The organism is Microbacterium sp. LMI13-1-1.1 (assembly GCF_040815625.1).
In the GTDB taxonomy this organism is placed as follows: domain Bacteria; phylum Actinomycetota; class Actinomycetes; order Actinomycetales; family Microbacteriaceae; genus Microbacterium; species Microbacterium forte.
On sequence record NZ_JBFPNL010000006.1, the window covers coordinates 242,892 to 267,557 of the forward strand.

A 24,666-nucleotide genomic window follows, 5' to 3' on the forward strand; every position below is an offset into this window, starting at 1 on the left:
AACCCCTCGTCCTTCTCCTGGAGGCTCCTGTGCCCGAAGCTCTGCCCGATCCGCTCCGCGCCGAAGGCGTCCTGTTCGACCTCGACGGGGTGCTGACGCCGACCGCCGAGGTGCACATGCGCGCCTGGAAGGTCGTGTTCGACGACGTGTTCGAACGCTGGGGGATCACGCCGGCGTACTCGGATGCCGACTACTTCGACTACGTCGACGGCAAGAAGCGCTATGACGGAGTGGCGAGCCTGCTGCGCAGCCGCAACGTCGAGATCCCCTGGGGAGCGGTCGACGACCCGCCCGAGGCCGAGACGATCTGCGGCATAGGCAATCGCAAGAACGCCGCATTCGCCGAGTCCCTGCGGGGCGAGGGCATCGCACCGTTCCCCGGCTCGCTGGCGCTCGTCGAGAAGCTGCACGCGGCCGGCATCCCGATCGGCGTCGTCTCCAGCTCCAAGAACGCCGAAGAGGTGCTCGCCGCGGCCGGCCTCCGCTCGTTCTTCCGCGTCGTGGTCGACGGTGTCGTCGCAGAACGCGACAACCTCGCCTCGAAGCCCGCCGCCGACATGTTCAGCGCCGGTGCCGCGGCGCTGGGCGTCGATCCGGCCCGCAGCATCGCCGTCGAGGATGCCACCTCGGGAGCGGCCTCCGCGGCCGCCGCCGGGTTCGGGGTCGTCGTCGGCGTCGACCGCGGCACCGGAGCCGACGCGCTGCGCGCCGCCGGTGCCACCGTCGTCGTCAGCGATCTCGACGTGTTCGTCGACGCCGCCGCCGACGAGGGTGCGCGCTCCGATTCAGACTCCGCCGACCAGGACACCCGCTCCGACAACGAGGACCCCGCATGATCGACCGCGACCGCTTCCCCGTCGACCCCTGGCGACTCATCGAGACGCGATACTCCGAAGACGGAGTGGCCGAGACCCTGTTCGCCGTCGGCAACGGCTACCTCGGGCTCAGGGGCAACCACATCGAGGGTCGTGGTGCCCACGAGCACGGCACCTTCATCAACGGTCTGCACGAGACCTGGCCGATCCGGCACGCCGAGCAGGCATACGGCTTCGCCGAGGTCGGGCAGACGATCGTCAACGCACCCGATGCCAAGGTCATGCGCGTGTACGTCGACGACGAGCCGATCTCGTTCGACGAGGCCGACGTGCGCGAGTACCGCCGCACGCTCGACATGCGCACCGGAGTGCTCGAGCGCGTCGTGGTGTGGGAGACGCCGTCGGGCAAGCGCGTGCGCATGCGCGACGAGCGCATCGTCAGCTTCGAGGAGCGTCACCTCGCCGTGCTCCGTCTCGAGGTCGTCGTCGAGAACGCCGACGCCCCCGTCACCGTCAGCTGCCAGATGATCAACCGCCAGGACGGTGCCGGCGTCTACGCGGGCACACCCAACCAGGCGAAGGGCGGATTCGATCCGCGCAAGGCCGAGAAGATCGCCGAGCGCGTGCTCGAGCCCGGCGAGTACTGGCAGGACGGATTGCGCTCGGCGCTGTCGTACAGCGTCGCCGACTCCGGAATGACGGTCGCCGTCGTCGCCGATCACATCATCGAGACCGAGAACGACTACACGTCGCGCACGCTGATCGAGGCCGACATCTCGAAGAACGTGTTCCGCGTGCAGGCGAAGGCCGGAGTGCCCATCACGGTCACCAAGCTCGTCAGCTACCACACCTCCCGGGGCGTGCCGGCTCGCGAGCTCGTCGATCGCTGCCGTCGGTCGCTCGACCGCGTCGCCTTCGAGGGCGTCCAGGCGCAGTTCGACCGGCAGGTCGAGTGGCTCGCCGCCTTCTGGGGTCGCAGCGACGTGCAGATCGGCGGGCACGACGACATCCAGCAGGCGACCCGCTGGTGCCTCCTGCAGCTCGCTCAGGCGTCGGCGCGCGCCGACGGAACGGGTGTGCCGGCGAAGGGCGTCTCGGGATCCGGATACAGCGGCCACTACTTCTGGGACACCGAGATCTATGTGCTCCCGTTCCTCACCTACACGTCGCCGCAGTGGGCGCGCAACGCGCTTCGGGCGCGAGTGCTCATGCTGCCTGCAGCCCGCCGAAGGGCCGCGCAGCTCAATGAGGCGGGCGCGCTGTTCCCCTGGCGCACGATCAACGGCGAAGAGGCATCGGCCTACTACGCGGCCGGCACCGCTCAGTACCACATCAACGCCGACGTCAGCTTCGCGCTCGGCAAGTACGTGCGTGCGACCGGCGACGAGGACTTCCTGCGCCGTGAGGGCATCGACATCGCCATCGAGACGGCTCGCCTGTGGGCCACGCTCGGCTTCTGGCGCACCTCGCGGCTCGTCGCCGACACGAAGGACGACGACGGCATCGAGACCTTCCACATCCACGGTGTGACGGGGCCCGACGAGTACACGACCGTGGTCAACGACAACCTCTACACGAACGTCATGGCGCGCTACAACCTGCGCTACGCGGCGAGGGTCGTGCGAGAGGCGCAGGAGGTCGACGGCGAGGAGTTCGCCAGGGTCGTCGAGCGCACCGGGCTCGCCGAGGGCGAGGCGGAGGGATGGGAGCGCGCCGCCGACGCGATGTTCATCCCGTTCAGCGAGCGCCTCGGCATCCACCCGCAGGACTCGCTGTTCCTCGAGCGCGAGGTATGGGATCTGGCCCACACGCCGAAGGAGCAGCGCCCGCTGCTGCTGCACTTCCACCCGCTCGTCATCTACCGGTTCCAGGTGCTGAAGCAGGCGGATGTCGTGCTCGCACTGTTCCTGCAGGGCAACCACTTCACGCCGGAGGAGAAGAAGGCGGACTTCGACTACTACGACCCGCTGACCACCGGTGACTCGACGCTGTCGGCGGTCGTGCAGTCGATCCTCGCCGCCGAGGTCGGCTACCAGGATCTCGCTCTGCAGTACTTCCGCCAGTCGCTGTTCGTCGACCTGCACGACCTGCACCACAATGCGGCAGACGGCGTGCACGTCGCCTCCGCCGGTGGCGTGTGGACGGCTCTCGTGTGCGGCTTCGGCGGCATGCGCGACTACGCCGGCGAGCTCAGCTTCGACCCGCGGCTACCCGCCGACTGGCCGTCGCTGTCGTACCCGCTGCAGTGGCAGGGATCCGCGTTGCAGATCACGCTCACCACGGGCGAGCTGCGCGTCCGCGTGGACAGCGGAGACCCGGTGCCGTTCACGGTGCGCGACGTCGCGTACATCGCCACGACCGATCGCGAGGTCGTCGTGCCGCTCGCGGACCAGGGACCGCTGATCCCCGGCCGCCCGTCGCTGCGGCAGTTCGCGGACGCTCTTCGTGAAGACGGCACGCGCCTGTCGGCATCCGTCCCGGTGATCACGACCGCGATCCCCATCATCGAATCGATCGACTGAGGGTGCTGATCACTGCAGTGCTGTTCGGGCTGGCGCCCGCGCTGCTCCTGCTGGTGCTCGCCGTGGTCGAGCGTGCGCGCTCCGCGCAGCGCGTGGCGTCGCCCGGGGCGCGGTTCACGCCCGCAGAGGGCGCAACCGTGCTGTACGACGCACTGCTGCTGAATGCGGATCGGAAGGCGGTCGCCGCCGCTCTGATCGACCTGGCCGTACGCCGCAAGGTGCGGCTGCTGGTCGATGCAGATGCGGCGGAGTCGGGCGGGTCGCGAAAGCGTGCGCCTGTCGGCATGGAGATCGTCGACGGCGCGACGTTCACGCCCGAGGAGCTCAGCGTCCTCGAGGCGCTGTTCGGTCCGGATCACACTCCGGGGCGAGTGCGACGGTTCAGCTCGGATGCTCGGGCGCTGCACCGCCGAGTGCGCGGAGTCCTCGACGAGACGGAGAAGCGACTCGCGTCCGCGGGGCTCATCGCCCGGGGACGACGCGGGTGGGCCACGTTCCTGATCCGCGTCGCTGCCGTGCTGGTGATCGGGGTCTGCCTGCTCCTGCTCGTCGCCGCCTGGGCGGTGAGCGAACCGGGAGCCGCGCTCTACGTGGTGCTGATCGCCGGTCTGGTCGTCGCGATCGCCGCCATCGCGGTCGCACCGCGGCCGTGGCGCCGATTCCGCCCGGCCGCGCAGCCGATGCGCGCGCATCTCGCCGGGATGCGCGAGTACATCGCCCTCGCCGAGGCGGAGCCGCTGCGGTTCTCGCAATCCGCCGGGGGAGCAGAGCTGAGGGCGGATGTCTCTGCTGAGGCCTCGAGCGCACGACTCCAGAGGTTCCTGCTCAACGAGCGACTGCTGCCCTATGCGGTGCTCTTCGGCCTCGAACGATCGTGGACGGCTGTGCTGCAGACCGAGTCGCGGGAGCTGCGTGTCGCCGAGGGGATCGATGGTGCCATGGAGGTGGCGGGGGCCGTGATCGACGTGATCGAGCTGGTGGGCGGCGTCGTGCATCTCGTGAGCGCGGTCGGCGAGCTCGTCGACGCGACAGGTGGGGTCGTCGAAGTCGTCGGCGGCGTCTTCGAGGCCGTGTCTTCCTGATTCCTCGCCGCACGTCGGCGGCCTGAGCGGTGCGTCGGGGATCACCCGCACGATCGTCGGCGCCCGGCTGCCGGAACGTCCGTGGCACGCCGTAGGCTGTTCTGGTGACCACAGCCCTCTACCGCCGCTACCGCCCCGAGTCGTTCGGCGAGATGATCGGGCAGTCCCAGGTGACCGAACCTCTGATGACCGCCCTCCGCGGCGACCGTGTCGGCCACGCGTACCTGTTCTCCGGACCCCGTGGATGCGGAAAGACGACGTCTGCGCGCATCCTCGCCCGCTGCCTCAACTGCGCGGAGGGTCCGACCGATGTGCCCTGCGGCACCTGCCCGAGCTGCGTCGAGCTGTCGCGCGCCGGCGGCGGATCACTCGATGTCGTAGAGATCGATGCGGCCAGCCACAACGGCGTCGACGATGCCCGCGACCTGCGCGAGCGGGCGACGTTCGCTCCCAGCCGCGACCGTTACAAGATCTTCATCCTCGACGAGGCGCACATGGTGACGCCGCAGGGGTTCAACGCTCTCCTGAAGCTCGTCGAAGAGCCGCCGGAGCACGTCAAGTTCATCTTCGCGACGACCGAGCCCGAGAAGGTTCTCGGCACCATCCGCTCGCGCACGCACCACTATCCGTTCCGTCTGGTGCCGCCGGCCGCGATGCTCGAGTACGTCGAGAAGCTGTGCGGTGAAGAGGGCGTGGTCGCTGAGCGCGGCGTGCTGCCCCTGGTGGTTCGTGCAGGAGGAGGCTCGCCGCGAGACACGCTGTCGCTTCTCGACCAGCTGATCGCCGGGTCCGATTCGCCCGCGGGCTCCGAGACGGTGACCGTCGCCTACGAGCGCGCGGTCGCTCTCCTGGGCTACACGCACGCGGCGCTGCTCGACGAGATCGTCGACGCGCTCGCCGCCGCCGACGCGGCCGCGGCGTTCCCCGCCATCGACCGTGTGGTGCAGACCGGCCAGGACCCCCGTCGTTTCGTCGACGACCTGCTCGAACGCCTGCGCGACCTCATCGTGATCGCCGCGGTCGGTGCCGGGGCATCCTCCGTGCTTCGCGGCATCGCCGACGACGAGCTCGCTCGCATGCGCACCCAGGCGGACTCCTTCGGATCGGCGCGGCTGTCGCGCACAGCCGACATCGTCAGCGCCGCTCTCGACGACATGTCGGGCGCGACGTCGCCCCGACTGCACCTCGAGCTGATGGTCGCTCGTGTCCTCGCCTCAGGAGGGGGAGTGGAGACGACCGCCGCCGTCCCGTCCGCGCAGAGTGCCTCCGCGGCACCGGCACGCGCGACGGTTCCTCCTGCTGCGGGGACTCAGCCCGCTGCCGCTCCCCGTGCTGCGGCGGTCCAGCCCGCTGCGGCCGGTGCGCCCTCTGCCGGGACCCAGCGCGCCGCCGAGTCGGCCGACGTCGGGTCTGCTGACGTCAGGTCGGACGCGGTGGCCGAGACCGCGGTGGCCGAGACCGCGGTGGTCGAGAACGCGGACGCCGAGCCCGCGGCATCGGGTGACGCGACATCGACGCCGCCGGCCACACCGAACGGCGACACCGCCCCGCCGTCGGGGCCGGTCGCGTTCGAGCAGATCACCGCCGCCTGGCCGGTCGTGCTCAAGCGACTCGAGAGCGTCAGCCGCACGTCGTGGCTGCTGGCCACCGCCGTGCAGCCACTCGCGTTCGTCACAGAGACCGAGGTGCTCACCCTCGGCTTCGCCAGCCAGCACGACGTGGCGAAGTTCAAGGGGACGACGCCGGGTTCCGGTCCGTCCGACCATCTGCGTGGAGCCATCGAGCAGGAGCTCGGTGTGCGCGTCAAGTATCTGCCTGCGCCGATGCCCGCGGGTGGTGCGCCTCGCCAGCCCTCGTCGCCCTCGGCGGCGCGCCCGACAGATGACGCGCCCGCATCGGAGCCTGCGTCAGCGGGTTCACAGCGCGCTCAGCCCTCGCCTCCGCAGACTTCTTCTGCTGACGGACAGCGCGCTGAGACGCCCGCTGTTCGGACGTCGCCACCTCAGGCGCACGGTGCGTCCGCCGCTCCGGTGACCGAATGGGCGGTCGCGTCGATCCCGGCATCCGAGGTCGCAGTGCCCGTGCCGGTGGCAGTTCCGGCACCCGCCGCGGCGACGACCGTGCAGGCCGCTCCTGCCTCAACGCCGATGGCGACACCGACGACCCCCGGCGACGATCGGCCCTCCGAAGGAGACGAGCCGCCGCCTCCCCTCGACGACGAGCCGCCCTATTTCGACGACGAGCCGCCCTACGACCCGTCTTACGAGCCTGCGCCCACATCGCAGGCCGCACCGGCGGCCGCCCGCGGGCAGTCGGCGTCTCCCTCCGCATCCGCGGGGCCGACGCCCGTGCAGGCAGCCCCGGCGCGCAGAGTGGCTTCGGCCGCAGCAGCCCCGGTGATCACCGAGCGCACCCCCGCCGGGGGAGTGCAGCGCTACGGTGAGGCCGTGATCCGCCAGGTGCTCGGCGCGACGTTCGTTCGCGAAGAGCCCTACGAGCCCCCGACGAGGTTCTCCTGATGTATGACGGAATCGTCCAGGAGCTGATCGACGAGTTCGGCCGGCTCCCCGGAATCGGCCCCAAGTCCGCGCAGCGCATCGCATTCCACATCCTGCAGACGCCGACGTTCGACGTCGCGCGGCTCGCCGAGCTTCTCGTCGAGGTGCGGGTGCGGGTGCGTTTCTGCGAGATCTGCGGCAACGTCTCAGAGCAGGATCGCTGTGCGATCTGCCGCGATCCCCGACGCAATACCGCCCTCATCTGCGTGGTCGAAGACGCGAAGGACGTCGCCGCGATCGAACGCACCCGCGAGTTCCGTGGCCTCTACCACGTGCTCGGTGGTGCGATCAGCCCGATCGCCGGCATCGGACCGGACGACCTGCGCATCGCGCAGCTGATGACTCGCCTCGCCGATGCCACGGTGCAAGAGGTCATCCTCGCGACGAACCCCAACCTCGAGGGTGAGGCGACGGCCAGCTATCTCAGCCGCCTGCTCACCACCATGCAGATCACGGTGTCCCGCCTCGCCTCCGGCCTTCCGGTCGGCGGCGACCTCGAGTACGCCGACGAGGTCACCCTCGGCCGCGCATTCGAGGGCCGGCGCGTGCTGTGAGCACCCAGGGCGGCTTCACACGACGCGGCTGGCTGCTCTTCGGGGCCATGGCGCTGCTGTGGGGTGTGCCCTACCTGTTCATCAGCATCGCGGTCGAATCGCTCTCGCCTCCCGCCATCGTCGCTGGGCGCACTCTCATCGCGGCCCTGCTGCTGCTGCCGTTCGCTCTCCGAGGCGGTGCGCTGAGAGCGGCGTGGAAGCACTGGCCCTGGGTCCTCGCCTTCGGGCTCGTCGAGATGGCCGGCCCGTTCGTGCTGCTCGGTCACGCCGAGATGACCCTGCCCTCCGGCATGACCGGTCTGCTCGTCGCCACCGTGCCGCTGTTCGCCGCCCTCATCGCCCTGGGCGGAGGAGACCGGGGCGTGCTGCGCCCGGCACGCGGGATCGGTCTTCTCGTGGGCTTCATCGGCGTCGCGATCGTCGTCGCCGGCCCAGGACTCTTCGGCGGCGAGGTCAGTCTGCTCGCGGCCGGCGAGGTGCTGCTGGTCGCCATCCTCTATGCGATCGCGCCCTTCATCGTCGCGCGCAAGCTGAACGACGTCCCCTCGCTCGGCACCATCACGCTGTCCCTGCTCATGATCGGCGTGATCTATCTGCCCATCGGTCTGCTCACGCAGCACGAGGTGCCCACGCTTCCCTCGATCTTCGCGCTCCTGGCGCTGGCCGTCATCTGCACCGCTGTCGCCTTCCTGGCCTTCTTCGCGCTCATTCGTGAGGTCGGCCCTGTTCGTGCGCCGCTGTTCACCTACGTCAACCCGGTCGTGGCGATCGTCCTCGGTGCGATCGTCCTCGCCGAGCCCCTGACCCCGGGACTGCTCCTCGGATTCCCGCTCATCATCGTGGGCTGCTGGTTCGCCGCCACGGGCGGACGCCTCCGCCCGCAGGCATCCGCCGGCCCCGCCCTGGCCGTCACACCACTTCCGCCGGCTCCCTGACCTCTTCGCCGCCGAGCACGACTTCGGATGCCGTGGCCGACGCGCCGCGGCGTGACTCCGGAGGCCGACCTCTACGTCACGAGGTCCGAAGCTGTGCCGGCCCACCCCTGACTTCGCCCGCAGCGTCACATGCGACGAAGCGCATATGCGCCGATCGTAGAATGAGGGTGGGCGGATCCGCCCGACATCCCAGGGAGTGAACGTGGCCCTCATCGTGCAGAAGTACGGCGGCTCCTCAGTCGCCGACGCAGAGAGCATCAAGCGCGTCGCCAAGCGCATCGTGGACACGCGACGAGCGGGGCACGACGTCGTCGTCGCCGTGAGCGCGATGGGCGACACGACCGACGAGCTGCTCGATCTCGCCAACGAGGTCGCGCCGATCCCCGCCCCGCGCGAGCTCGACATGCTGCTCTCGAGCGGTGAGCGCATCTCGATGGCGCTGCTCGCCATGGCCATCCACTCGATGGGCTTCGAGGCGCGTTCGTTCACCGGCAGCCAGGCCGGAATGATCACCGACTCGCAGCACGGCGCGGCGCGCATCGTCGACGTCACGCCCGTCCGCCTGCGCGAAGCCCTCGACGAGGGGGCGATCGTCATCGTCGCCGGGTTCCAGGGCTTCAACCGCGACACCCGCGACATCACCACGCTCGGTCGTGGCGGCTCCGACACGACGGCCGTCGCCTTGGCCGCGGCCCTCGATGCGGATGTCTGCGAGATCTACAGCGACGTCGACGGAATCTTCACGGCTGACCCGCGCGTCATCCCGAAGGCGCAGAAGCTCGACCACATCGGCAGCGAGGAGATGCTCGAACTCGCCGCCAACGGAGCCAAGGTGCTCTACATCCGCGCCGTCGAGTACGCACGCCGTCACGGCGTCCTGATTCACGCCCGTTCGACGTTCTCGTCGTCCGAGGGCACATACGTTCTGGGCGAGGGCATGAAGAACCCTCGCGAAGCCGAGGGAGCAGCAGCCATGGAAGAACCGATCGTCGCCGGTGTCGCCACCGATTTCGGCCAGGCCAAGATCACTGTCGCGGGCGTCCCCGACGTTCCGGGCAAGGCCGCGGAGATCTTCAAGATCGTCGCCAGATCGGGTGCGAACGTCGACATGATCGTGCAGAACGTGTCGGCCACCGGCCGCACCGACATCTCGTTCACGGTTCCCAAGGCCGACTCGGCCGCGGCGCTCAAGGCGCTCGCGGGAGAGCAGACCGAGGTCGGCTTCCAGAACCTCGTGCACGACGACCAGATCGGCAAGCTGTCGGTCGTCGGCGCCGGCATGCGCACGCACTCCGGTGTCTCGGCGGTGCTGTTCGAAGCGCTGTCGGCCGGTGGCATCAACATCGAGATGATCTCGACCTCCGAGATCCGCATCTCGGTCGTGCTCCGAGACACAGACCTGGCCGAGGCCGCCCGCACCGTGCACACCGCGTACGGACTCGACGGCGACTCCGAGGCGACCGTCCACGCCGGCACCGGCCGCTGATCGAGCACGGACGGCGGGGATATCCCCGCTGGGCTGACGCTCCGCCCGGGTACTGACCGCCGGGCGGGAATCGTCCAGCCGGTCGTGCCGCGCCAGCCAGCCGGTCGTACGGCCGCCGGCCAGCGGGTCGGCGGCCGCGACGGTCCTCGACCGGCGCACGGCACGATAGACTCACCGAAACCCTGACATCGGCGCCAGGCGCGGCATCCGCACCCCGACGTCGCGCCCGAAGCCTCGCATGCAGCACTGCACGACGCCAAGGAACATCATGACCCGCATCTCCGACTCAGGACTCTCCGTCGCCATCGTGGGCGCCACCGGCCAGGTGGGCACCGTGATGCGCGAGATTCTCATCGAGCGATCCTTCCCGATCCGCGAGCTGCGCCTGTTCTCGTCGTCGCGCTCTGCGGGCACGGCCATCGAGTTCGGCGGAGCGACGGTCATCGTCGAAGACGTCGAGACCGCGGATGCCGGGGGCATCGACATCGCCCTCTTCTCGGCCGGTGCGACCGCCAGCCGCGCGTACGCTCCGCGATTCGCCGAGGCCGGAGCCGTCGTCGTCGACAACTCCAGCGCCTGGCGCAACGACCCCGAGGTTCCGCTCGTCGTCAGCGAGGTCAACCCGCATGCGATCGACGACCGCCCTCGCGGCATCATCGCGAACCCGAACTGCACCACGATGGCCGCGATGCCGGCGCTGAAGGCTTTGGATGCCGAAGCCGGCCTCGAGCGGCTCATCGTCTCGACCTACCAGGCCGTCTCCGGCTCCGGTCTCGCCGGTGCCCAGGAGCTCCTCGGCCAGGTCGAGGGCGTGCTCGCCCAGGGCGACACACTGCGTCTCGTGCACGACGGCTCGTCCATCGACTTCCCCGAGCCCGAGAAGTACATCGCCCCGATCGCCTTCGACGTCATCCCGTTCGCGGGCAACCTCGTCGACGACGGTCAGAACGAGACCGACGAAGAGAAGAAGCTGCGCAACGAGAGCCGCAAGATCCTCGAGCTTCCCGATCTGCGCGTCGCCGGCACCTGCGTGCGTGTGCCGGTCTTCACGGGCCACTCCCTCTCGATCAACGTCGAGTTCGCGAGAGACATCACCCCCGAGCGCGCCACCGAAGTGCTGTCCGCAGCGCCCGGCGTCGTCCTCGAAGAAGTGCCCACCCCGCTGCAGGCCGCGGGCAAGGACCCGAGCTTCGTGGGCCGCATCCGCGCCGACCAGTCCGCACCCGAGAACAAGGGTCTCGTGCTGTTCATCAGCAACGACAACCTGCGCAAGGGCGCGGCGCTGAACGCCGTGCAGATCGCCGAGATCCTCGCCGAGCGCCTGGCCGTCATAGCCTGACCGCATCTCCGTCATGCGGAACCGGTCTGGTCAGGCCGGCCCGCGTGGTCAGCAGTGCCGTGACCTCGAACTAGACTGTTCCGGTGACCGAAACCGTCGATGTCGTCTTGATCGGTGGTGGCATCATGAGCGCCACCCTGGGTACCCTGCTGCACGAATTGCAGCCGGATTGGAAGATCGTCGCCTTCGAGCGACTCTCCGATGTGGCTCAGGAGTCGTCCAACCCCTGGAACAACGCGGGCACAGGCCACGCGGCCCTCTGCGAGCTGAACTACATGCCGCAGCAGAAGGGTGCTCCGCTCGACCCGGCCAAGGCCGTCTCGATCAACGAGCAGTTCCAGCAGAGCCGCCAGTTCTGGTCGTCGCTGGTCGACAGGGGAGTGCTCGACGCGCCGTCGACCTTCATCAACGCGACCCCGCACATGACGTTTGTCCGCGGTGAGAAGGACGTCAAGTACCTCAAGGACCGCTACGAGGTCCTCAAGAAGCAGCCGCTGTTCGACGGCATCGAGTACAGCGAGGATTCGCGCGTCATCAACAAGTGGGCACCGCTGCTGATGCAGCAGCGCCGCAAGGGCGAGCCGTTCGCCGCCACGCGGGTGCCCGCGGGAACCGACGTCGACTTCGGTGCGCTGACGCACCAGCTGTTCGATCACCTCACCGAATCGGGTGTGACGCTGCGCACCAACCACGAGGTCAAGAGCCTGAAGAAGCAGAAGGACGGCACCTGGCTCATCAACTACCGCACGACCATCGGGCGCACGCCGAACCAGATCAAGGCGCGCTTCGTGTTCGTCGGCGCGGGCGGCTGGGCTCTCAAGCTGCTGCAGCGGTCGGGCATCCCCGAGATCAAGGGGTACGGCGTGTTCCCGATCGGCGGGCAGTTCCTCAAGACCTCGAACCCGAAGATCGTCGCCCAGCACAAGGCCAAGGTCTACTCGCAGGCGTCCGTCGGAGCACCGCCCATGTCGGTGCCGCACCTCGACACGCGCGTGGTCGACGGCGAGGCCTCGCTGATGTTCGGGCCGTTCGCGACGTTCAGCCCCAAGTTCCTCAAGAACGGCTCGATGCTCGACATCGTGTCGCAGGTGCGCACGCACAACCTGTGGCCGATGCTGCGGGTCGCCTTCGCGAACCCCGACCTCATCACCTACCTGGTCGGCGAGCTGCTCAAGAACCATGCGAAGAAGGTCGACAGCCTGCGCACGTTCATGCCGACCGCGAAGGACGAGGACTGGACCCTCATCGACGCGGGTCAGCGCGCGCAGGTCATGAAGAAGGATCCCAAGAAGGGCGGCATCCTGCAGTTCGGCACCGAGGTCGTCTCGGCTGCCGACGGCTCGATCGCCGGTCTGCTCGGTGCGTCGCCCGGTGCCTCCACTGCCGTGCCGATCATGCTCGATCTGCTCAAGAAGTGCTTCCCCGACGAGTACCCCGGGTGGGAGTCCGAGCTGCGTGAGCTCATCCCCACGTTCGGCGAGCAGCTGAACAAGGATCCAGAGCTGGCGGCGAAGTCCACCGCGGCGACAGCGGCCACTCTCGGCATCAACGAGTAGCTCCCCGGTGGCGAAGCTCTACTTCCGCTACGGGGCGATGAACTCGGGCAAGTCCACCTCGCTGCTCCAGGCCGCGTACAACTACGAGGAACGCGGTCAGCACGTGCTGCTCGCCAAGCCCGCGATCGACACCAAGGGCGCATCCGAGATCGCGAGCCGTCTGGGCGTCACCCGAGAGGTCGACTTCCTCATCGCCCCCGATGTCGACGCCCGTGCGCTGTTCGCCGAGCATCGGACGGCGGTGCGCAGCGCGGCTGCAGGTGAGCACCTCACGGGTGGAGCGCTCGACGTCGCGTGCCTTCTGATCGATGAGGCGCAGTTCCTCACCTCTGAGCAGGTCGATGATCTCTTCCGCATCGCGATCGAAGACGGCATCCCGGTGATCGCCTACGGGATCCGCAACGACTTCCTCACCCACGCGTTCCCCGGCTCCGCGCGGCTGCTCGCCATCGCGCACTCTCTCGAAGAGCTGAAGACCATCTGCCGCTGCGGGCGCAAGGCCGTCTTCAACGGCCGGGTGGTCGGCGGGCGCTTCGTCTTCGACGGCGATCAGGTCGCCATCGACGAGGGCGCCGACGGTTCGGCGGCGCCGGAGATCACCACGTACGAGTCGCTGTGCGGTGCGTGCTACCTCGAGGAGTCCGGCGGGCGCCTGGGCTGAGACCCCGCTCGACAACTCGGCGCAGCGCGTTCGGCGGACGCTGTGCGCTGGTTCTGTGTGCCGTGACGACGGGCTGCCGTCCACAGTTCAGCATGAGCTCTCGCGGAATCACGTGCCGCGGCCCGATGCGGCCCTGATCGCGGTGTTCCTGCTGAATTGTGGACGGCGATTGCGTGGTCTGACCACACGCGCTACTGTGGTCAGACCACACAAGGCGCCTTGCTGACGCCACCGAACGCGAACGACGAGGAGAGCGGATGCCGGAGCAGCCTGCACGCGCCTGGCGCCTCGTGCTCGAGCGCGTCGAGCGAGATCTCCTCGACGGGCGAATCGGTCCCGGCGACCGACTCGCCTCCGAACGCGACCTCGCCGCCGACCTCGGGGTCGGCCGCTCCAGCGTTCGCGAGGCTCTGCGCGTGCTCGAGGTGATGGGCCTGATCCGCACGTCCACCGGCTCAGGGCCGCAGTCCGGAGCGATCGTGATCGCCACGCCGACCGGCGGCATGTCGACGCTGCTGCGTCTCCAGGTCGCCGCACAGGGATTCCCGCTCGCGGATGTGGTGCAGACCCGTCTGCTGCTCGAAGACGCCGTGGCCGCCGCGCTGGCAGGCCAGGATGCCCCCGATCTCGTCGGCGCGCACCGAGTGCTCGAGGCGATGGACGCCCACGCGCTCACGCCCGCCGAGTTCCTCGCGCTCGACGCACAGCTGCACCTCGCACTCGCCGAGTCCAGCGGTAACAGCGTGGTCGCGGCGATCATGGCGGGGCTGCGCACGGCCATCGAGTCGTACGTGCAGCAGGGCGCCGCCGCGATCGACGACTGGGGCGCCATGGCTGATGTCCTCCGCGCCGAGCACCGGGCCATCATCGACGCCATCGAAGCGGGCGACGCCCCGACGGCCCGGTCCCTCGTGCGCGCACACATCACCGGCTACTACACCGCGGCGGGGCTGACCCGCAGCACCCGACCCACTGACTGAGAGGAAAGCCATGGTCCAGCGCCAGGTTCCCAACCCCGCAGAGCTTCTCGACCTGATGAAGTTCAAGAAGCCCGAGTTCAACGGCAGGAAGCGCCGTCTCGACTCGGCGCTCACGATCGACGACCTGCGCACGATCGCGAAGCGTCGCACCCCGAAGGCGGCGTTCGACTACACCGACGGCGCGGCCGAGGGCGAGCTGTCGCTCACGCGTGCTCGGCAGGCATTCCAGGACGTGGAGTTCCACCCCGGCATCCTTCGTCCGGCTCCGTCGGTGGATACCTCGGTCGACATCCTCGGCGGCCCGTCGGCGCTGCCGTTCGGCATCGCCCCGACCGGGTTCACGCGCCTCATGCAGACCGAGGGCGAGGTCGCCGGTGCGGGGGCCGCAGCGGCGGCCGGCATCCCGTTCACGCTGTCGACGCTCGGCACGACGTCGATCGAGGGCGTGAAGGCCGCCAACCCGCACGGCCGCAACTGGTTCCAGCTGTACGTCATGCGCGATCGTGAGATCTCGTACGAGCTCACCCGTCGTGCAGCGGCAGCGGGCTTCGACACCCTGCAGTTCACGGTCGACACGCCTGTCGCCGGCGCGCGGCTGCGTGACAAGCGCAACGGCTTCAGCATCCCGCCGCAGCTGACTCTCGGCACGATCATCAACGCGATCCCTCGGCCATGGTGGTGGTACGACTTCCTCACGACGCCCAAGCTCGAGTTCGCCTCGCTGAGCACCACGGGCGGCACGGTCGGCGAGCTGCTCGACGCCGCCATGGACCCGACCATCAGCTACGACGACCTCGCCGTGATCCGCGACATCTGGCCCGGCAAGATCGTGATCAAGGGAGTGCAGAACGTCGAGGACTCGATGCGGCTGCGTGACGCCGGCGTCGACGGCATCGTGCTCTCCAACCACGGCGGGCGCCAGCTCGACCGCGCGCCCATCCCGTTCCACCTCCTTCCCGAGGTCCGCAGGGCGGTGGGCGACGACTTCACCGTCATGGTCGACACCGGGATCATGAACGGCGCGGACATCGTGGCGGCGGTGGCGCTCGGCGCGGACTTCACCCTGATCGGTCGCGCCTATCTCTACGGCCTCATGGCGGGTGGGCGTGCGGGTGTCGATCGGACGATCGAGATCCTGCGCACCGAGATCGAGCGCACCATGCGGCTTCTTGGCGTCGCTTCGCTCGCCGAGCTCGAGCCCTCGCACGTCACGCAGCTCACCCGCCTCGTGCCGGTGACGCGCACGGCCTCCGACGCGGTGGTGCGCTGACGTCCTTCTGAGTCAGGCCGCGGGCTCGGTGACCGGCCGCGCCCGCGGCGGCCAGGGGATGAGCATCGACGTGCTGCGGCGATAGTCGGCGTACGCCGGGTACTTTCCTGCAGTGATGGACTCGGTGAAGATCGTCGACCCGACGAACAGGACGCTGAGCAGGATCGGGCCGATGATCGTCCAGTTGATCGCGCCGCCGAGAAAGCCTGCACCCGATGCCACGGCGGCGCTCGCCCCGATCGCGTAGAGCACCCACCACTGGCTCTGCTCGAAGAAGAAGTTGGGGTGGCGGCTGTAGCGGAACAGGCCCTCCGTGGCGAAGCCAGGGGCCAGTGTGCCACCGGCCTGCTTCTTTCGCCGGTGGAACTCCCACTGCTCGCGGTCGGCGAGCGTCTCGCCGACCAGCAGCGCGAGGAAGAGGGCGCCGAAGACGAGGTCCCACGCGTTCAGCGGGGCGGGGTTCTGCAGCGCGATCTCGGCGGGAAGAGTGATCAGCACGAGCAGCGTCATCTGGTAGACGACGATGAACAGCAGATTGAAGATCTGGAACTGCCAGGGCTTCATCCGGCGCCGCAGGATCGCCCATCGGTAGTCCTCCATGCCGGTGTACCCGCCCTTGCGGGCGAAGTTGAACGTCAGCCGCACACCCCACGCGGTCACGAGGGATGCCATCAGCACCAGGCGACCGGCATCCTCGCCGCTCGCGATGGCCGATCCCGCGAAGATCCAGAGGTAGACCACGGGCACGATCGACCACGCACGGTCCACCCAGGAGGTGTCACGGGTGACGAGCGAGAGCAGCCAGCACGCCGCGCTCGCGACGCCCGCGGTCCAGACGACGATCAGCAGCGGTTCCATACCGACATGCTAGAACTCCTCCGCGCGGGGTGCGCGGATGCTGACGTCGAGGGTCAGAGAGTCCGCAGAAGCTCGTCGAGCTTGTCGGCGGTGTCCTCCCAGCCCTCCACGGCCACGGAGGGCACTCCGATCGCCAGCACGGGGTAGTCGTTGCCGCCCTCGTCGAGCCGGTCGCCGTAGAAGAGCATCGAGCCGAGCGGGATGCTCGTGTGCTCGGCGAGCTGCTTCATGCCGAACGCCTTGTCGATGCCGGCGAGGGTGATGTCGATCGAGGTCGAGCCGCCGGATCGCACCTCGAGGTCGGGGAGTCGAGCGGCCACGGCGTCTCGAAGCGCCTCTCGTTTCGCACCCGATGGGTCCCAGTCGTGCTTCGCCTCGCGGGGAGCCTTCTGCCCGAGCGCCGAGAAGGTGATCTGAGATCCGCGGTCTTCGACGATCTCACCCCAGGGCTGCGCCTCCCAGAGCCCGAGGCGCTCCGCCTCTTCGCGCAGTGCGGTGAAGGCGTCGGACTTCTGCTCGGCAGTGAGGTCGTGGGCGTAGAGAGGTGAGAAGTCCGAGCCGTCGTGCCGCAGGTAGCGGGTGCCGCAGGTCGGCAGCAGATGCAGACGTGCGGCGGACTCGTCATCGATGGCTCCCAGCCGAGCGACCACCTGTGCGCGGAACTGCGCCTCGTTGCCGCCCGAGATGATCGCGACATCGACCTTCTGCAGCAGCGCGAGCAGCAGCGAGACCATCCGCGCGTCGATGGGCTCTTTCGACGGGGCGAGGGTGTCGTCGAGGTCGAAGGCGACGAGTGCAGGCGAGGTCATGATGCCTCCAGCGTAGACGGGCGATGCTGAGAGAGACGCGGTGCGAAGAGCAGCGTGCCGATGATCGCGAGGGCGACTCCGATCAGGGCGCCGCCGGAGTTCGCGACCACGTCGGTGAGGGTGGCCGCACGGTGGGGCAGCACGAGCCGCTGGAGAACTTCGATCGAGAGCGACAGCGCCGGTCCGAGCACGATCGCCAGTGGCCAGAAGCGGCGCGGCATGAGGAGGAACGCGAGGATGCCGATGGGCACGAATACCAGCACGTTGGCGACGATCTCCAGGCGCGCGAAATCGAGAGACTCCCACCCGAGGCGGTGCGCGGCCGACAGCACGAGATCGAGCAGGTTCGGCATCGACTTCTCGACGCGCTCGGGCGTGAGTGTGAGCAGCGCCAGACCGACGAAGAACGGGATGCCGAGAGCGAGCGCGATACCGCGGGTGAGCCGGCGCGGGGGAGGGAGCAGACGACTCACACGGTGCCTTTCACCTCGGGACGGATACAGAGAAGGCCGCCCGTGAGGACGGCCTTCCGGTGTTACTGGTCGGGGTGACAGGATTTGAACCTGCGACCTCTTCGTCCCGAACGAAGCGCGCTACCAAGCTGCGCCACACCCCGTTTTGCAACCCTCCGAGTCTACAGCGAAAAGCTCTCAGCACCGAATCGAGGCGTCAACCGCGCGCCGTCAGCGTGAGCAGCGTCGCCTCCGGGCGGCATGCGAATCGCACCGGTGCGTAGATCGAGTGCCCGCAGCCGGCGCTGACGTTGAGTGGAACCGTGCGGCCGCCCTGCGTCCACGTGCTGAGGCCCTTCGCCTGCTTCAGAGGGATGTCGCAGTTCGCGACGAGAGCACCGAATCCCGGCAGACAGACCTGGCCGCCGTGCGTGTGACCGCCGAAGACCGCGTCGGCGCCGAGGTCGACGAAGCCGTTCAGTACGCGCTGATACGGCGCGTGGGTGACCCCGAGCACGGTCGTGTCGGAGGGTCGCGGTCCGAGGGAATCGATCGCCCCCGGCAGATCCTCGAGGCGATCCCAGTCGCAGTGCGCGTCGCTCACGCCGAAGAGGTCGAGCGGGTTGCCGGCGACCGTGAGGCGCGCAGCGGCGTTGTTCAGACTGGTCCATCCGAGCTCGTCGGTGAAGTAGGCGTCCATCGCATCGGTGTCGAGGAAGTTCAGCTCTCGCGGTCGCTCCGACGGGCCCGCGAAGTACCGGATCGGATTGCGCGGCGACGGGCCGATCGCGTCGTTCGAGCCGTGCACGAAGACGCCGGGGATGCCGGCGAGGGGCTCGAAGGCTCGGCGGATGCCCGTGAGGCCATCGCGATGCCCCAGGTTGTCGCCCGTGTTGATGATGAGATCGGGCTTCAGCTGCGCGAGCGAGGCGAGCCAGTCCTGCTTGCGATGCTGCCACGGAGCCATGTGTGCATCCGAGATGTGCAGCACCCGCAGCGGGGCTGAGCCGGGCGCGAGAGCGGATGCCGTCGCCTCGCGCACCGTGAACAGGTAGCGCTCGATGCCGATGCCCCAGACGGCGGCCGCAGCACCAGCGGCCCCCACCGCGCCGAGCGCGATGAGGGCCGGGTGTGCCGCATGGCGTGACGTCACTTGCAGCTGACCTTGATGGAGGTGCTCTTGGTGGTCGCGGTGTTCGCTGCCGGGTCGGTCGAGGTCACGGAGGCGTTCTGTCCGTTGCACGATCCGTCGAAATCGATCGACGAGAACCCTGCGCCGAACAGCGCGCTCTGCGCTTCGGACTTCGACTGCCCGGTGATGTCCGGCACGGTCGCACCCTGGCCATTGCTGGGCGAGATCGTGATGGTCGCGCCGCTCGGGGCCTGTCCGGACGGGTCCTGAGCCATGATCACGTCACCTGCGGGGCCGTCGACGGCCGGGCCGACGGCTGCGGTGAAGCCCGCTGCCTCGATGAGCGAGCTCGCCTCGCCGACCGACTTGCCCACGACATCGGGAACGTCCGTCAGCACCTGACGAACGAGCTTGTCGTCGGGCCGGGGGAACTGGTCAGCGGGGTAGACGGCATTCGCGGCTCCCTGGATCGCCCTGGCGAGACCGTAGCGGATGTCGCCGAGTCGGGTGCCATCGCCGTTGCGGAAGTCGTTCAGCGGCACGCGGCCGTCGATGTTTCCCACCCACACCGCAGTGGTGACCTTGGTGCTCGACTCGACGAGCATCGTGTGCTCCTTCTCGGCGGTACCGGTCTTTCCGATCAGCTGGGTGCCGTCGAACGGGTTCGCCCGCGTTCCCGTGCCGTTGCCCTCCATCACGCCGCGCAGCGCGAACGCCGCGGTGGCTGCCACCTCGGGAGTGAGCTGCTGGGAGCAGTTCTGCGCAGGAGGCGTGATCTCCGCTCCGTTCTCACCGATGACCCGGTCGATCACGCGCGGCTCGCAGTAGACGCCGTTGTTGGCGACAGTCGCGTAGGCGCCTGCCATCTGCAGCGGGGCCACGCTCTTCGAGCCGAGGACCGTCGGGAACGGATCGTTCGGGGCGGTGTTCGAGGTGGTTCCACCGACCGTGATGTCATCGCCGTTGCCGTAGTGGACGCCGAGCCTCTTGGCGACCTCGTTGATGTCGCAGAGGTCGAGCTGCTGGGCCATCGCGAGGAAGCCGGTGTTCAGCGACTGCGCAGTGAACTGCCGCACGCTGCCCACTGACCCGCCTGAGTTCCCGAAGTTGTTGATCTTGGCGCTGTTGGTGACCCTGTCACCGCACTTCGTGAAGGGGCTGAAGGTCTTGAGGCGGCCGTCGAGCACCTGGTTCACCGAGTGTCCTGACTCGAGCCAGCTCAGAAGGGTGAACAGCTTGTACGTCGATCCGGTCTCGAACCCGTAGGTCGAGCCGCCGTGCGCCTTGTCGGCGGCGAAGACCTGTGAGGTCTCGCCGGCGGCGAGGTTGGCTTCGGTCGTCTCGTTGAAGACGGTGTTCTGGGCCATGGCGAGGATGCGACCGGTGGATGCTTCGACCGACACTCCGGTGCCGCCGACCAGGATCCCGGGCATCGCCTGCGGGACCTGCGACCTCACCGCGTCGATCGCGGTCTGCTGCACCCGCATGTCGAGCGAGGTGTAGATCTCCATGCCTCCGCGACGCAGGTTCGCACGACGCTCCTCCGCGGTGGCGCCGAAGGCCTCGTCGTTCTCGATGACGGCCTTGACGTACTGGCAGAAGTAGGCGTTGTCGCCTGCGGCCCCGCAACCCTGCTGGGGCTCGCTGAGCGCCGGGGTGATCGGCGTGGCCACGGCCTCGTCATGCGCGGCCTGCGTGATCTTGGCGTCGAGCAGCATCCGGTCGAGGACGTAGTCCCTGCGGTCCTTCGTGTCCTTGTAGCCGTCGGCATCTCCGTTGTGCGCCACTCCGGCGTCATCGGTCCAGATCCCGCCCGGGCGGTCGATGCGGAACCTGTTGGGCTCCTGGACCATGCCGGCGATCGTGGCCGCCTGAGCGAGGGTGAGGTTCGCCGCGGTGGTCGAGAAGTAGCGGTTCGCTGCGGCTTCGATGCCGTAGATGGTGCCGCCGAAGTTGGCGATGTTGAGGTAGCCGAGAAGGATCTCGTTCTTCGAGTACTCCTTCTCGATCTTCAACGCGTAGCGCATCTCCTGCAGCTTGCGCTCGACGCCCTCGCCGCCCTTCGCGACTGCCGCATCGAGGAAGCACTGCTCGATCTGCGTCGAGTAGTCCTCGGCTCCGGGGTCGACGTCCTGTTCGCACTCCTGAACCTGGACGTTCTTCACGTACTGCTGGGTGATCGTGGAGGCGCCTCGATCGGTCGTGCCCGCGACGTTCCCGACTGCGGCCTTGATCGTCGCGCCGAGGTTGATCCCGCCGTGCGTGTAGAAGTTCTTGTCCTCGCTCGAGAGGATCGCGTCGTACATCACGGGTGCCACCTGGTCGTAGGCGACCGGGATGCGCTTCTGCTCGTAGAACGACGCCAGAGCGACGGGGTTGCCGTCGAGACCGGTCGCGTAGATGGTGGACTGCTGCATCGGAGCGCCGACCTGGAGGTTCTCGGGGAGGTCCTCGAAGATGGTGAGGGCCTGTGACCCGGCGATACCGGTCATGGCGAGCACAGGGGTGACGCTGGCCGCGACGAGGAGACCGGCGACGGTGCTCAGCCCGACGAGTCCGAGGACTCCGCCGAGCGCACCTTTCACCGTGCGATTCTTTTGAGGCATACGCTAGATCGTAGGGGAGTTCCCTGAATACCGCCTTTGACGCAGCCGCCATCGCGGATGCCGCCAGACAGGAGAGCCATGACCACGTGGGAGTACCTCACCACCCCGCTGCTGATCCACAACACCGCTGCGATCCTCAACAACTGGGGCAAGCAGGGCTGGGAGCTCGTGCAGGTCATCCAGGGGCCCGAGGGCGGGCTCGTGGCCTACTTCAAGCGTCCGGTGTCGGCGGATGCCGCAGGTAACGCCGGTCTCGCGGCCGCTGCCGAAGCGTCGCGCCAGTTCGAAGGGGGCGCCGCGTGAGCCTCTCTCAGCGTCTGACCGAGCTCGGCATCGAGCTTCCGGCGGTGGCGGCACCCGTCGCCGCCTACGTTCCGGCGGTCGTCCACGCCGGGCTCGTCTACACCTCCGGTCAGCTGCCGTTCACCGCAGGTCAGCTTCCTGCGACGGGCAAGGTCGGCGCCGAGGTCAGCGCCGAGGACGCGAACGACTACGCCCGCACCTGCGCGCTGAACGCCCTCGCTGCGGCCGCCGACGCCGCCGGCGGGGTCGACAGGATCGGCGGAGTGCTGCGGCTCGGCGGGTTCGTGGCATCCACGCCCGACTTCACCGGCCAGCCCGGCGTCATCAACGGTGCGAGCCTCGTGCTCGGCGAGATCTTCGGCGACGCCGGTCGTCATGCGCGCGCGGCTGTCGGCGTGCCGGTGCTGCCGCTCGACAGCCCGGTCGAGGTCGAGGTCACGTTCATCCTCGCCTGACCCGAACATGAAGAACGCCCCCTCCCGGATCGGGAGGGGGCGTTTCTGCATCCGCCCTATTTGACCTGAGCCGAGATGATGCTCATCACGGCGGTGTCTGCGAGGGTCGTGGTGTCGCCGACTTCGCGGCCCTCAGCGACGTCGCGCAGCAGGCGCCGCATGATCTTGCCCGAGCGGGTCTTCGGCAGCTCGCCGACGATGTACACGTCGCGGGGGCGTGCGATCGCACCGATCTGCTCGCCGACCCAGAGGCGCAGCTGCTGAGCGAGACCGGCAGGGTCATGGGCCGAGAGGTAGCTCTCCTTGATGATCACGAATGCGACGACCGCCTGGCCCGTGGTCTCGTCGGCGGCGCCCACGACGGCGGCCTCTGCCGTCGCCTCGTGAGCGACGAGCGACGACTCGATCTCGGCGGTCGAGAGGCGGTGGCCCGAGACGTTCATCACGTCGTCCACCCGCCCGAGCAGCCACAGGTCGCCGTCGTCGTCGAGGCGAGCGCCGTCGCCCGCGAAGTAGTAGCCCTGCTCCTCGAACTTCTCCCAATACGTCTCTTTGTAGCGCTCAGGGTCGCCCCAGATGCCACGCAGCATGCTCGGCCACGGCTCGGTGACCACCAGGAGGCCGCCGTTGCCGTTGCCCACCTCGGCGCCGGTCTCATCGACGACGTCGATCGAGATGCCGGGGAGCGGAACCTGCGCGGAGCCCGGCTTGGTCGCGGTGACACCGGGGAGCGCCGAGACCATGATCGCGCCCGTCTCGGTCTGCCACCAGGTGTCGACGATGGGGGTCTTGCCCGCACCGATCACGTCGCGGTACCAGATCCAGGCCTCGGGGTTGATGGGCTCGCCGACCGAGCCGAGCAGACGCAGCGACGACAGGTCGAACTTCGCGGGGACGCTGCGGCCGATCTTCATGAACGAGCGGATCGCGGTCGGCGCCGTGTAGAAGATCGAGACCTTGTACTTCTCGATGATCTCCCACCAGCGGCCGGGGTGCGGGGCGTCGGGTGTGCCCTCGTAGATCACCTGGGTCGCGCCGTTCGCGAGCGGGCCGTAGGTGACGTAGCTGTGCCCGGTGATCCATCCGATGTCGGCCGTGCACCAGTAGACGTCGGTCTCGGGGTGCAGGTCGAACACGTATTTGTGAGAGTACGCGGCCTGGGTGAGGTACCCGCCCGAGGTGTGCAGGATGCCCTTGGGCTTTCCCGTCGTACCCGAGGTGTAGAGGATGAACAGCGGGTTCTCGGCGGGGAAGGCCTCGGCGGTGTGCTCGGGCGACGCGGCAGGAACAACCTCGTGCCACCAGAGGTCGCGGCCGTCCTGCCAGTCGACCTCGTTCTCGCCGCGCTTGACGACGAGCACGTGCTCGACGGTCTGCTGCTCGCCGTCACCGCGGTCCGCGAGGGCCTGGTCGACGGCCGGCTTCAGCGCCGAGACGCGGCCCTTGCGGTATCCGCCGTCGGCGGTGATGACGAGCTTGGCGCCCGCGTCGTCGATGCGCGACCGCAGGCTGTCGGCGCTGAAACCGCCGAACACGACCGAGTGGATGGCTCCGACGCGAGCGACGGCGAGCATCGACGCGACCGCCTCGGGGATCATCGGCAGGTAGATCGCGACGCGGTCTCCGTGGCCGACGCCGAGGCCCTCGAGCACGTTGGCGACGCGCTTGACCTCGTCGGTGAGCTCCGCGTAGGTGATGGAGCGTGAGTCGCCCGGTTCGCCTTCCCAGTGCAGGGCGACGCGATCGCCGTTGCCCGCTTCGACATGGCGGTCGAGGCAGTTGTAGGCCACGTTCAGCTCGCCGTCGTCGAACCACTTAGCGAACGGAGGGGTCGACCAGTCGAGCACACGGGTGAACGGCTTGTGCCATTCGAGCAGTTCGGCGGACTGCGCGGCCCAGAAGGCCTCGCGGTCTGCAGCAGCGCTCTCGTACAGCGCAGGGGACGAGACCGACTGCGCGACGAACTCCTCGGAGGGCGGGAACTGGCGGGTCTCATCGAGAAGATGATCGATCTGGCTGCTCATCGGCAGGCGCTCCTTTGCGGCGTGGCAGGTCGTGCGGGCATGAACGCGTCTGCACGCGATCAGGTCAGGGCGAATCTAGCCTCGGGCAGGGACATCGCATACTGCCGAAAGTAGGTAGTCCGGCCGGTTTTGTCAGGACGGTCGCCTTGCGTACACTCGACGACAGCCGAATTATCATTCTGGCCTTGGCGTGCCCGATTCCCCCATGAGGGACGCCGTGGGCGGCATCTCATTCCCCCCGTGAGATGCCGCCCTCTCTTTTTCGGGAG

Annotated in this window: 20 protein-coding genes and 1 tRNA gene; 14 read left to right on the top strand and 7 right to left on the bottom strand. The window is 68.6% G+C overall.

What is annotated here, in order from left to right:
• Nucleotides 1-29 precede the first annotated feature (29 nt).
• The 12 genes from MRBLMI13_RS14540 (at nt 30) to MRBLMI13_RS14595 (ending at nt 15,758) form a co-directional block, all read left to right on the top strand.
• The gene (locus MRBLMI13_RS14540) at nt 30-836 is read left to right on the top strand and encodes an HAD family hydrolase (protein ID WP_309690433.1); all 807 of its coding nucleotides are present in this window, start codon (nt 30-32) and stop codon (nt 834-836) included.
• Nucleotides 833-3,337, top strand: a complete 2,505-nt coding sequence (locus MRBLMI13_RS14545) for a glycoside hydrolase family 65 protein (protein ID WP_367823564.1) — start codon at nt 833-835, stop codon at nt 3,335-3,337. Before MRBLMI13_RS14540 ends, MRBLMI13_RS14545 begins: the two co-directional genes overlap by 4 nt.
• A 2-nt stretch (nt 3,338-3,339) precedes the next feature.
• Complete coding sequence (locus MRBLMI13_RS14550) at nt 3,340-4,419, top strand: DUF2207 family protein (protein ID WP_367823562.1); 1,080 nt, start codon at nt 3,340-3,342, stop codon at nt 4,417-4,419.
• 104 nt (nt 4,420-4,523) lie between these two features.
• The gene (locus MRBLMI13_RS14555; protein ID WP_367823560.1) at nt 4,524-6,938 is read left to right on the top strand and encodes a DNA polymerase III subunit gamma and tau; all 2,415 of its coding nucleotides are present in this window, start codon (nt 4,524-4,526) and stop codon (nt 6,936-6,938) included.
• Nucleotides 6,938-7,531 (top strand): recombination mediator RecR, encoded by a 594-nt coding sequence (gene recR / locus MRBLMI13_RS14560; RefSeq protein ID WP_056373698.1) that lies wholly within the window; start codon nt 6,938-6,940, stop codon nt 7,529-7,531. The genes MRBLMI13_RS14555 and recR overlap by 1 nt, the downstream gene beginning before the upstream one ends.
• The gene (locus MRBLMI13_RS14565; RefSeq protein WP_367823557.1) at nt 7,528-8,466 is read left to right on the top strand and encodes a DMT family transporter; all 939 of its coding nucleotides are present in this window, start codon (nt 7,528-7,530) and stop codon (nt 8,464-8,466) included. The genes recR and MRBLMI13_RS14565 overlap by 4 nt, the downstream gene beginning before the upstream one ends.
• Nucleotides 8,467-8,668: 202 nt before the next feature.
• A complete protein-coding gene (locus MRBLMI13_RS14570; protein ID WP_367823555.1) occupies nt 8,669-9,952 on the top strand; it encodes an aspartate kinase in 1,284 nt (427 codons plus the stop codon).
• A gap of 268 nt (nt 9,953-10,220) precedes the next feature.
• On the top strand, nt 10,221-11,291 hold the full coding sequence (locus tag MRBLMI13_RS14575; protein WP_042539645.1) for an aspartate-semialdehyde dehydrogenase: 1,071 nt from the start codon (nt 10,221-10,223) through the stop codon (nt 11,289-11,291).
• An 83-nt stretch (nt 11,292-11,374) separates the two neighbouring features.
• Nucleotides 11,375-12,847 (top strand): malate:quinone oxidoreductase, encoded by a 1,473-nt coding sequence (locus MRBLMI13_RS14580; RefSeq protein ID WP_309690419.1) that lies wholly within the window; start codon nt 11,375-11,377, stop codon nt 12,845-12,847.
• Between the two features lie 7 nt (nt 12,848-12,854).
• Nucleotides 12,855-13,508, top strand: a complete 654-nt coding sequence (locus MRBLMI13_RS14585; protein WP_042539650.1) for a thymidine kinase — start codon at nt 12,855-12,857, stop codon at nt 13,506-13,508.
• A 257-nt stretch (nt 13,509-13,765) separates the two neighbouring features.
• A complete protein-coding gene (locus MRBLMI13_RS14590) occupies nt 13,766-14,488 on the top strand; it encodes a FadR/GntR family transcriptional regulator (protein ID WP_367823552.1) in 723 nt (240 codons plus the stop codon).
• Nucleotides 14,489-14,498: 10 nt separating this feature from the next.
• Entirely contained in the window at nt 14,499-15,758 is a 1,260-nt protein-coding gene (locus MRBLMI13_RS14595; protein ID WP_367823550.1) for an alpha-hydroxy acid oxidase, read from the top strand.
• A 12-nt stretch (nt 15,759-15,770) separates the two neighbouring features.
• Here MRBLMI13_RS14595 and MRBLMI13_RS14600 read toward each other — a convergent pair whose 3' ends face one another.
• From MRBLMI13_RS14600 to MRBLMI13_RS14625, 6 genes are all read right to left on the bottom strand, one after another.
• Nucleotides 15,771-16,616: a DUF1295 domain-containing protein gene (locus MRBLMI13_RS14600; protein ID WP_367823548.1), complete on the bottom strand. Its 846-nt coding sequence runs from the start codon at nt 16,614-16,616 to the stop codon at nt 15,771-15,773.
• Between the two features lie 53 nt (nt 16,617-16,669).
• Nucleotides 16,670-17,425, bottom strand: coding sequence for an HAD-IIB family hydrolase (locus MRBLMI13_RS14605; protein ID WP_042539658.1), 756 nt, complete (start codon nt 17,423-17,425; stop codon nt 16,670-16,672).
• A complete protein-coding gene (locus MRBLMI13_RS14610) occupies nt 17,422-17,898 on the bottom strand; it encodes a VanZ family protein (RefSeq protein WP_367823546.1) in 477 nt (158 codons plus the stop codon). Before MRBLMI13_RS14610 ends, MRBLMI13_RS14605 begins: the two co-directional genes overlap by 4 nt.
• A gap of 66 nt (nt 17,899-17,964) precedes the next feature.
• Nucleotides 17,965-18,041: transfer RNA gene (locus tag MRBLMI13_RS14615), tRNA-Pro, on the bottom strand.
• Between the two features lie 53 nt (nt 18,042-18,094).
• A complete protein-coding gene (locus tag MRBLMI13_RS14620) occupies nt 18,095-19,030 on the bottom strand; it encodes a metallophosphoesterase (protein WP_367823544.1) in 936 nt (311 codons plus the stop codon).
• Nucleotides 19,027-21,615: a transglycosylase domain-containing protein gene (locus tag MRBLMI13_RS14625; protein WP_367823542.1), complete on the bottom strand. Its 2,589-nt coding sequence runs from the start codon at nt 21,613-21,615 to the stop codon at nt 19,027-19,029. The genes MRBLMI13_RS14620 and MRBLMI13_RS14625 overlap by 4 nt, the downstream gene beginning before the upstream one ends.
• A 78-nt stretch (nt 21,616-21,693) precedes the next feature.
• Here MRBLMI13_RS14625 and MRBLMI13_RS14630 point away from each other — a divergent pair, with 78 nt between their 5' ends.
• Both MRBLMI13_RS14630 and MRBLMI13_RS14635 read left to right on the top strand, forming a co-directional pair.
• Complete coding sequence (locus MRBLMI13_RS14630; RefSeq protein WP_042539664.1) at nt 21,694-21,918, top strand: hypothetical protein; 225 nt, start codon at nt 21,694-21,696, stop codon at nt 21,916-21,918.
• A complete protein-coding gene (locus MRBLMI13_RS14635) occupies nt 21,915-22,373 on the top strand; it encodes a RidA family protein (RefSeq protein ID WP_042539666.1) in 459 nt (152 codons plus the stop codon). The genes MRBLMI13_RS14630 and MRBLMI13_RS14635 overlap by 4 nt, the downstream gene beginning before the upstream one ends.
• Before the next feature lie 56 nt (nt 22,374-22,429).
• On the opposite strand, the gene acs is transcribed toward MRBLMI13_RS14635, so the two are convergent.
• Nucleotides 22,430-24,397, bottom strand: a complete 1,968-nt coding sequence (gene acs / locus MRBLMI13_RS14640) for an acetate--CoA ligase (RefSeq protein WP_367823539.1) — start codon at nt 24,395-24,397, stop codon at nt 22,430-22,432.
• Between the last annotated feature and the right edge of the window lie 269 nt (nt 24,398-24,666).

Coding starts and splice junctions, on each gene's coding strand:
- MRBLMI13_RS14575 (WP_042539645.1), top strand. CDS start 10,221: ATGACCCGCATCTCCGACTCAGGACTCTCCGTCGCCATCGTGGGCGCC.
- acs (WP_367823539.1), bottom strand. CDS start 24,397: ATGAGCAGCCAGATCGATCATCTTCTCGATGAGACCCGCCAGTTCCCG.
- MRBLMI13_RS14625 (WP_367823542.1), bottom strand. CDS start 21,615: ATGCCTCAAAAGAATCGCACGGTGAAAGGTGCGCTCGGCGGAGTCCTC.
- MRBLMI13_RS14595 (WP_367823550.1), top strand. CDS start 14,499: ATGGTCCAGCGCCAGGTTCCCAACCCCGCAGAGCTTCTCGACCTGATG.
- MRBLMI13_RS14605 (WP_042539658.1), bottom strand. CDS start 17,425: ATGACCTCGCCTGCACTCGTCGCCTTCGACCTCGACGACACCCTCGCC.
- recR (WP_056373698.1), top strand. CDS start 6,938: ATGTATGACGGAATCGTCCAGGAGCTGATCGACGAGTTCGGCCGGCTC.
- MRBLMI13_RS14545 (WP_367823564.1), top strand. CDS start 833: ATGATCGACCGCGACCGCTTCCCCGTCGACCCCTGGCGACTCATCGAG.
- MRBLMI13_RS14600 (WP_367823548.1), bottom strand. CDS start 16,616: ATGGAACCGCTGCTGATCGTCGTCTGGACCGCGGGCGTCGCGAGCGCG.
- MRBLMI13_RS14590 (WP_367823552.1), top strand. CDS start 13,766: ATGCCGGAGCAGCCTGCACGCGCCTGGCGCCTCGTGCTCGAGCGCGTC.
- MRBLMI13_RS14630 (WP_042539664.1), top strand. CDS start 21,694: ATGACCACGTGGGAGTACCTCACCACCCCGCTGCTGATCCACAACACC.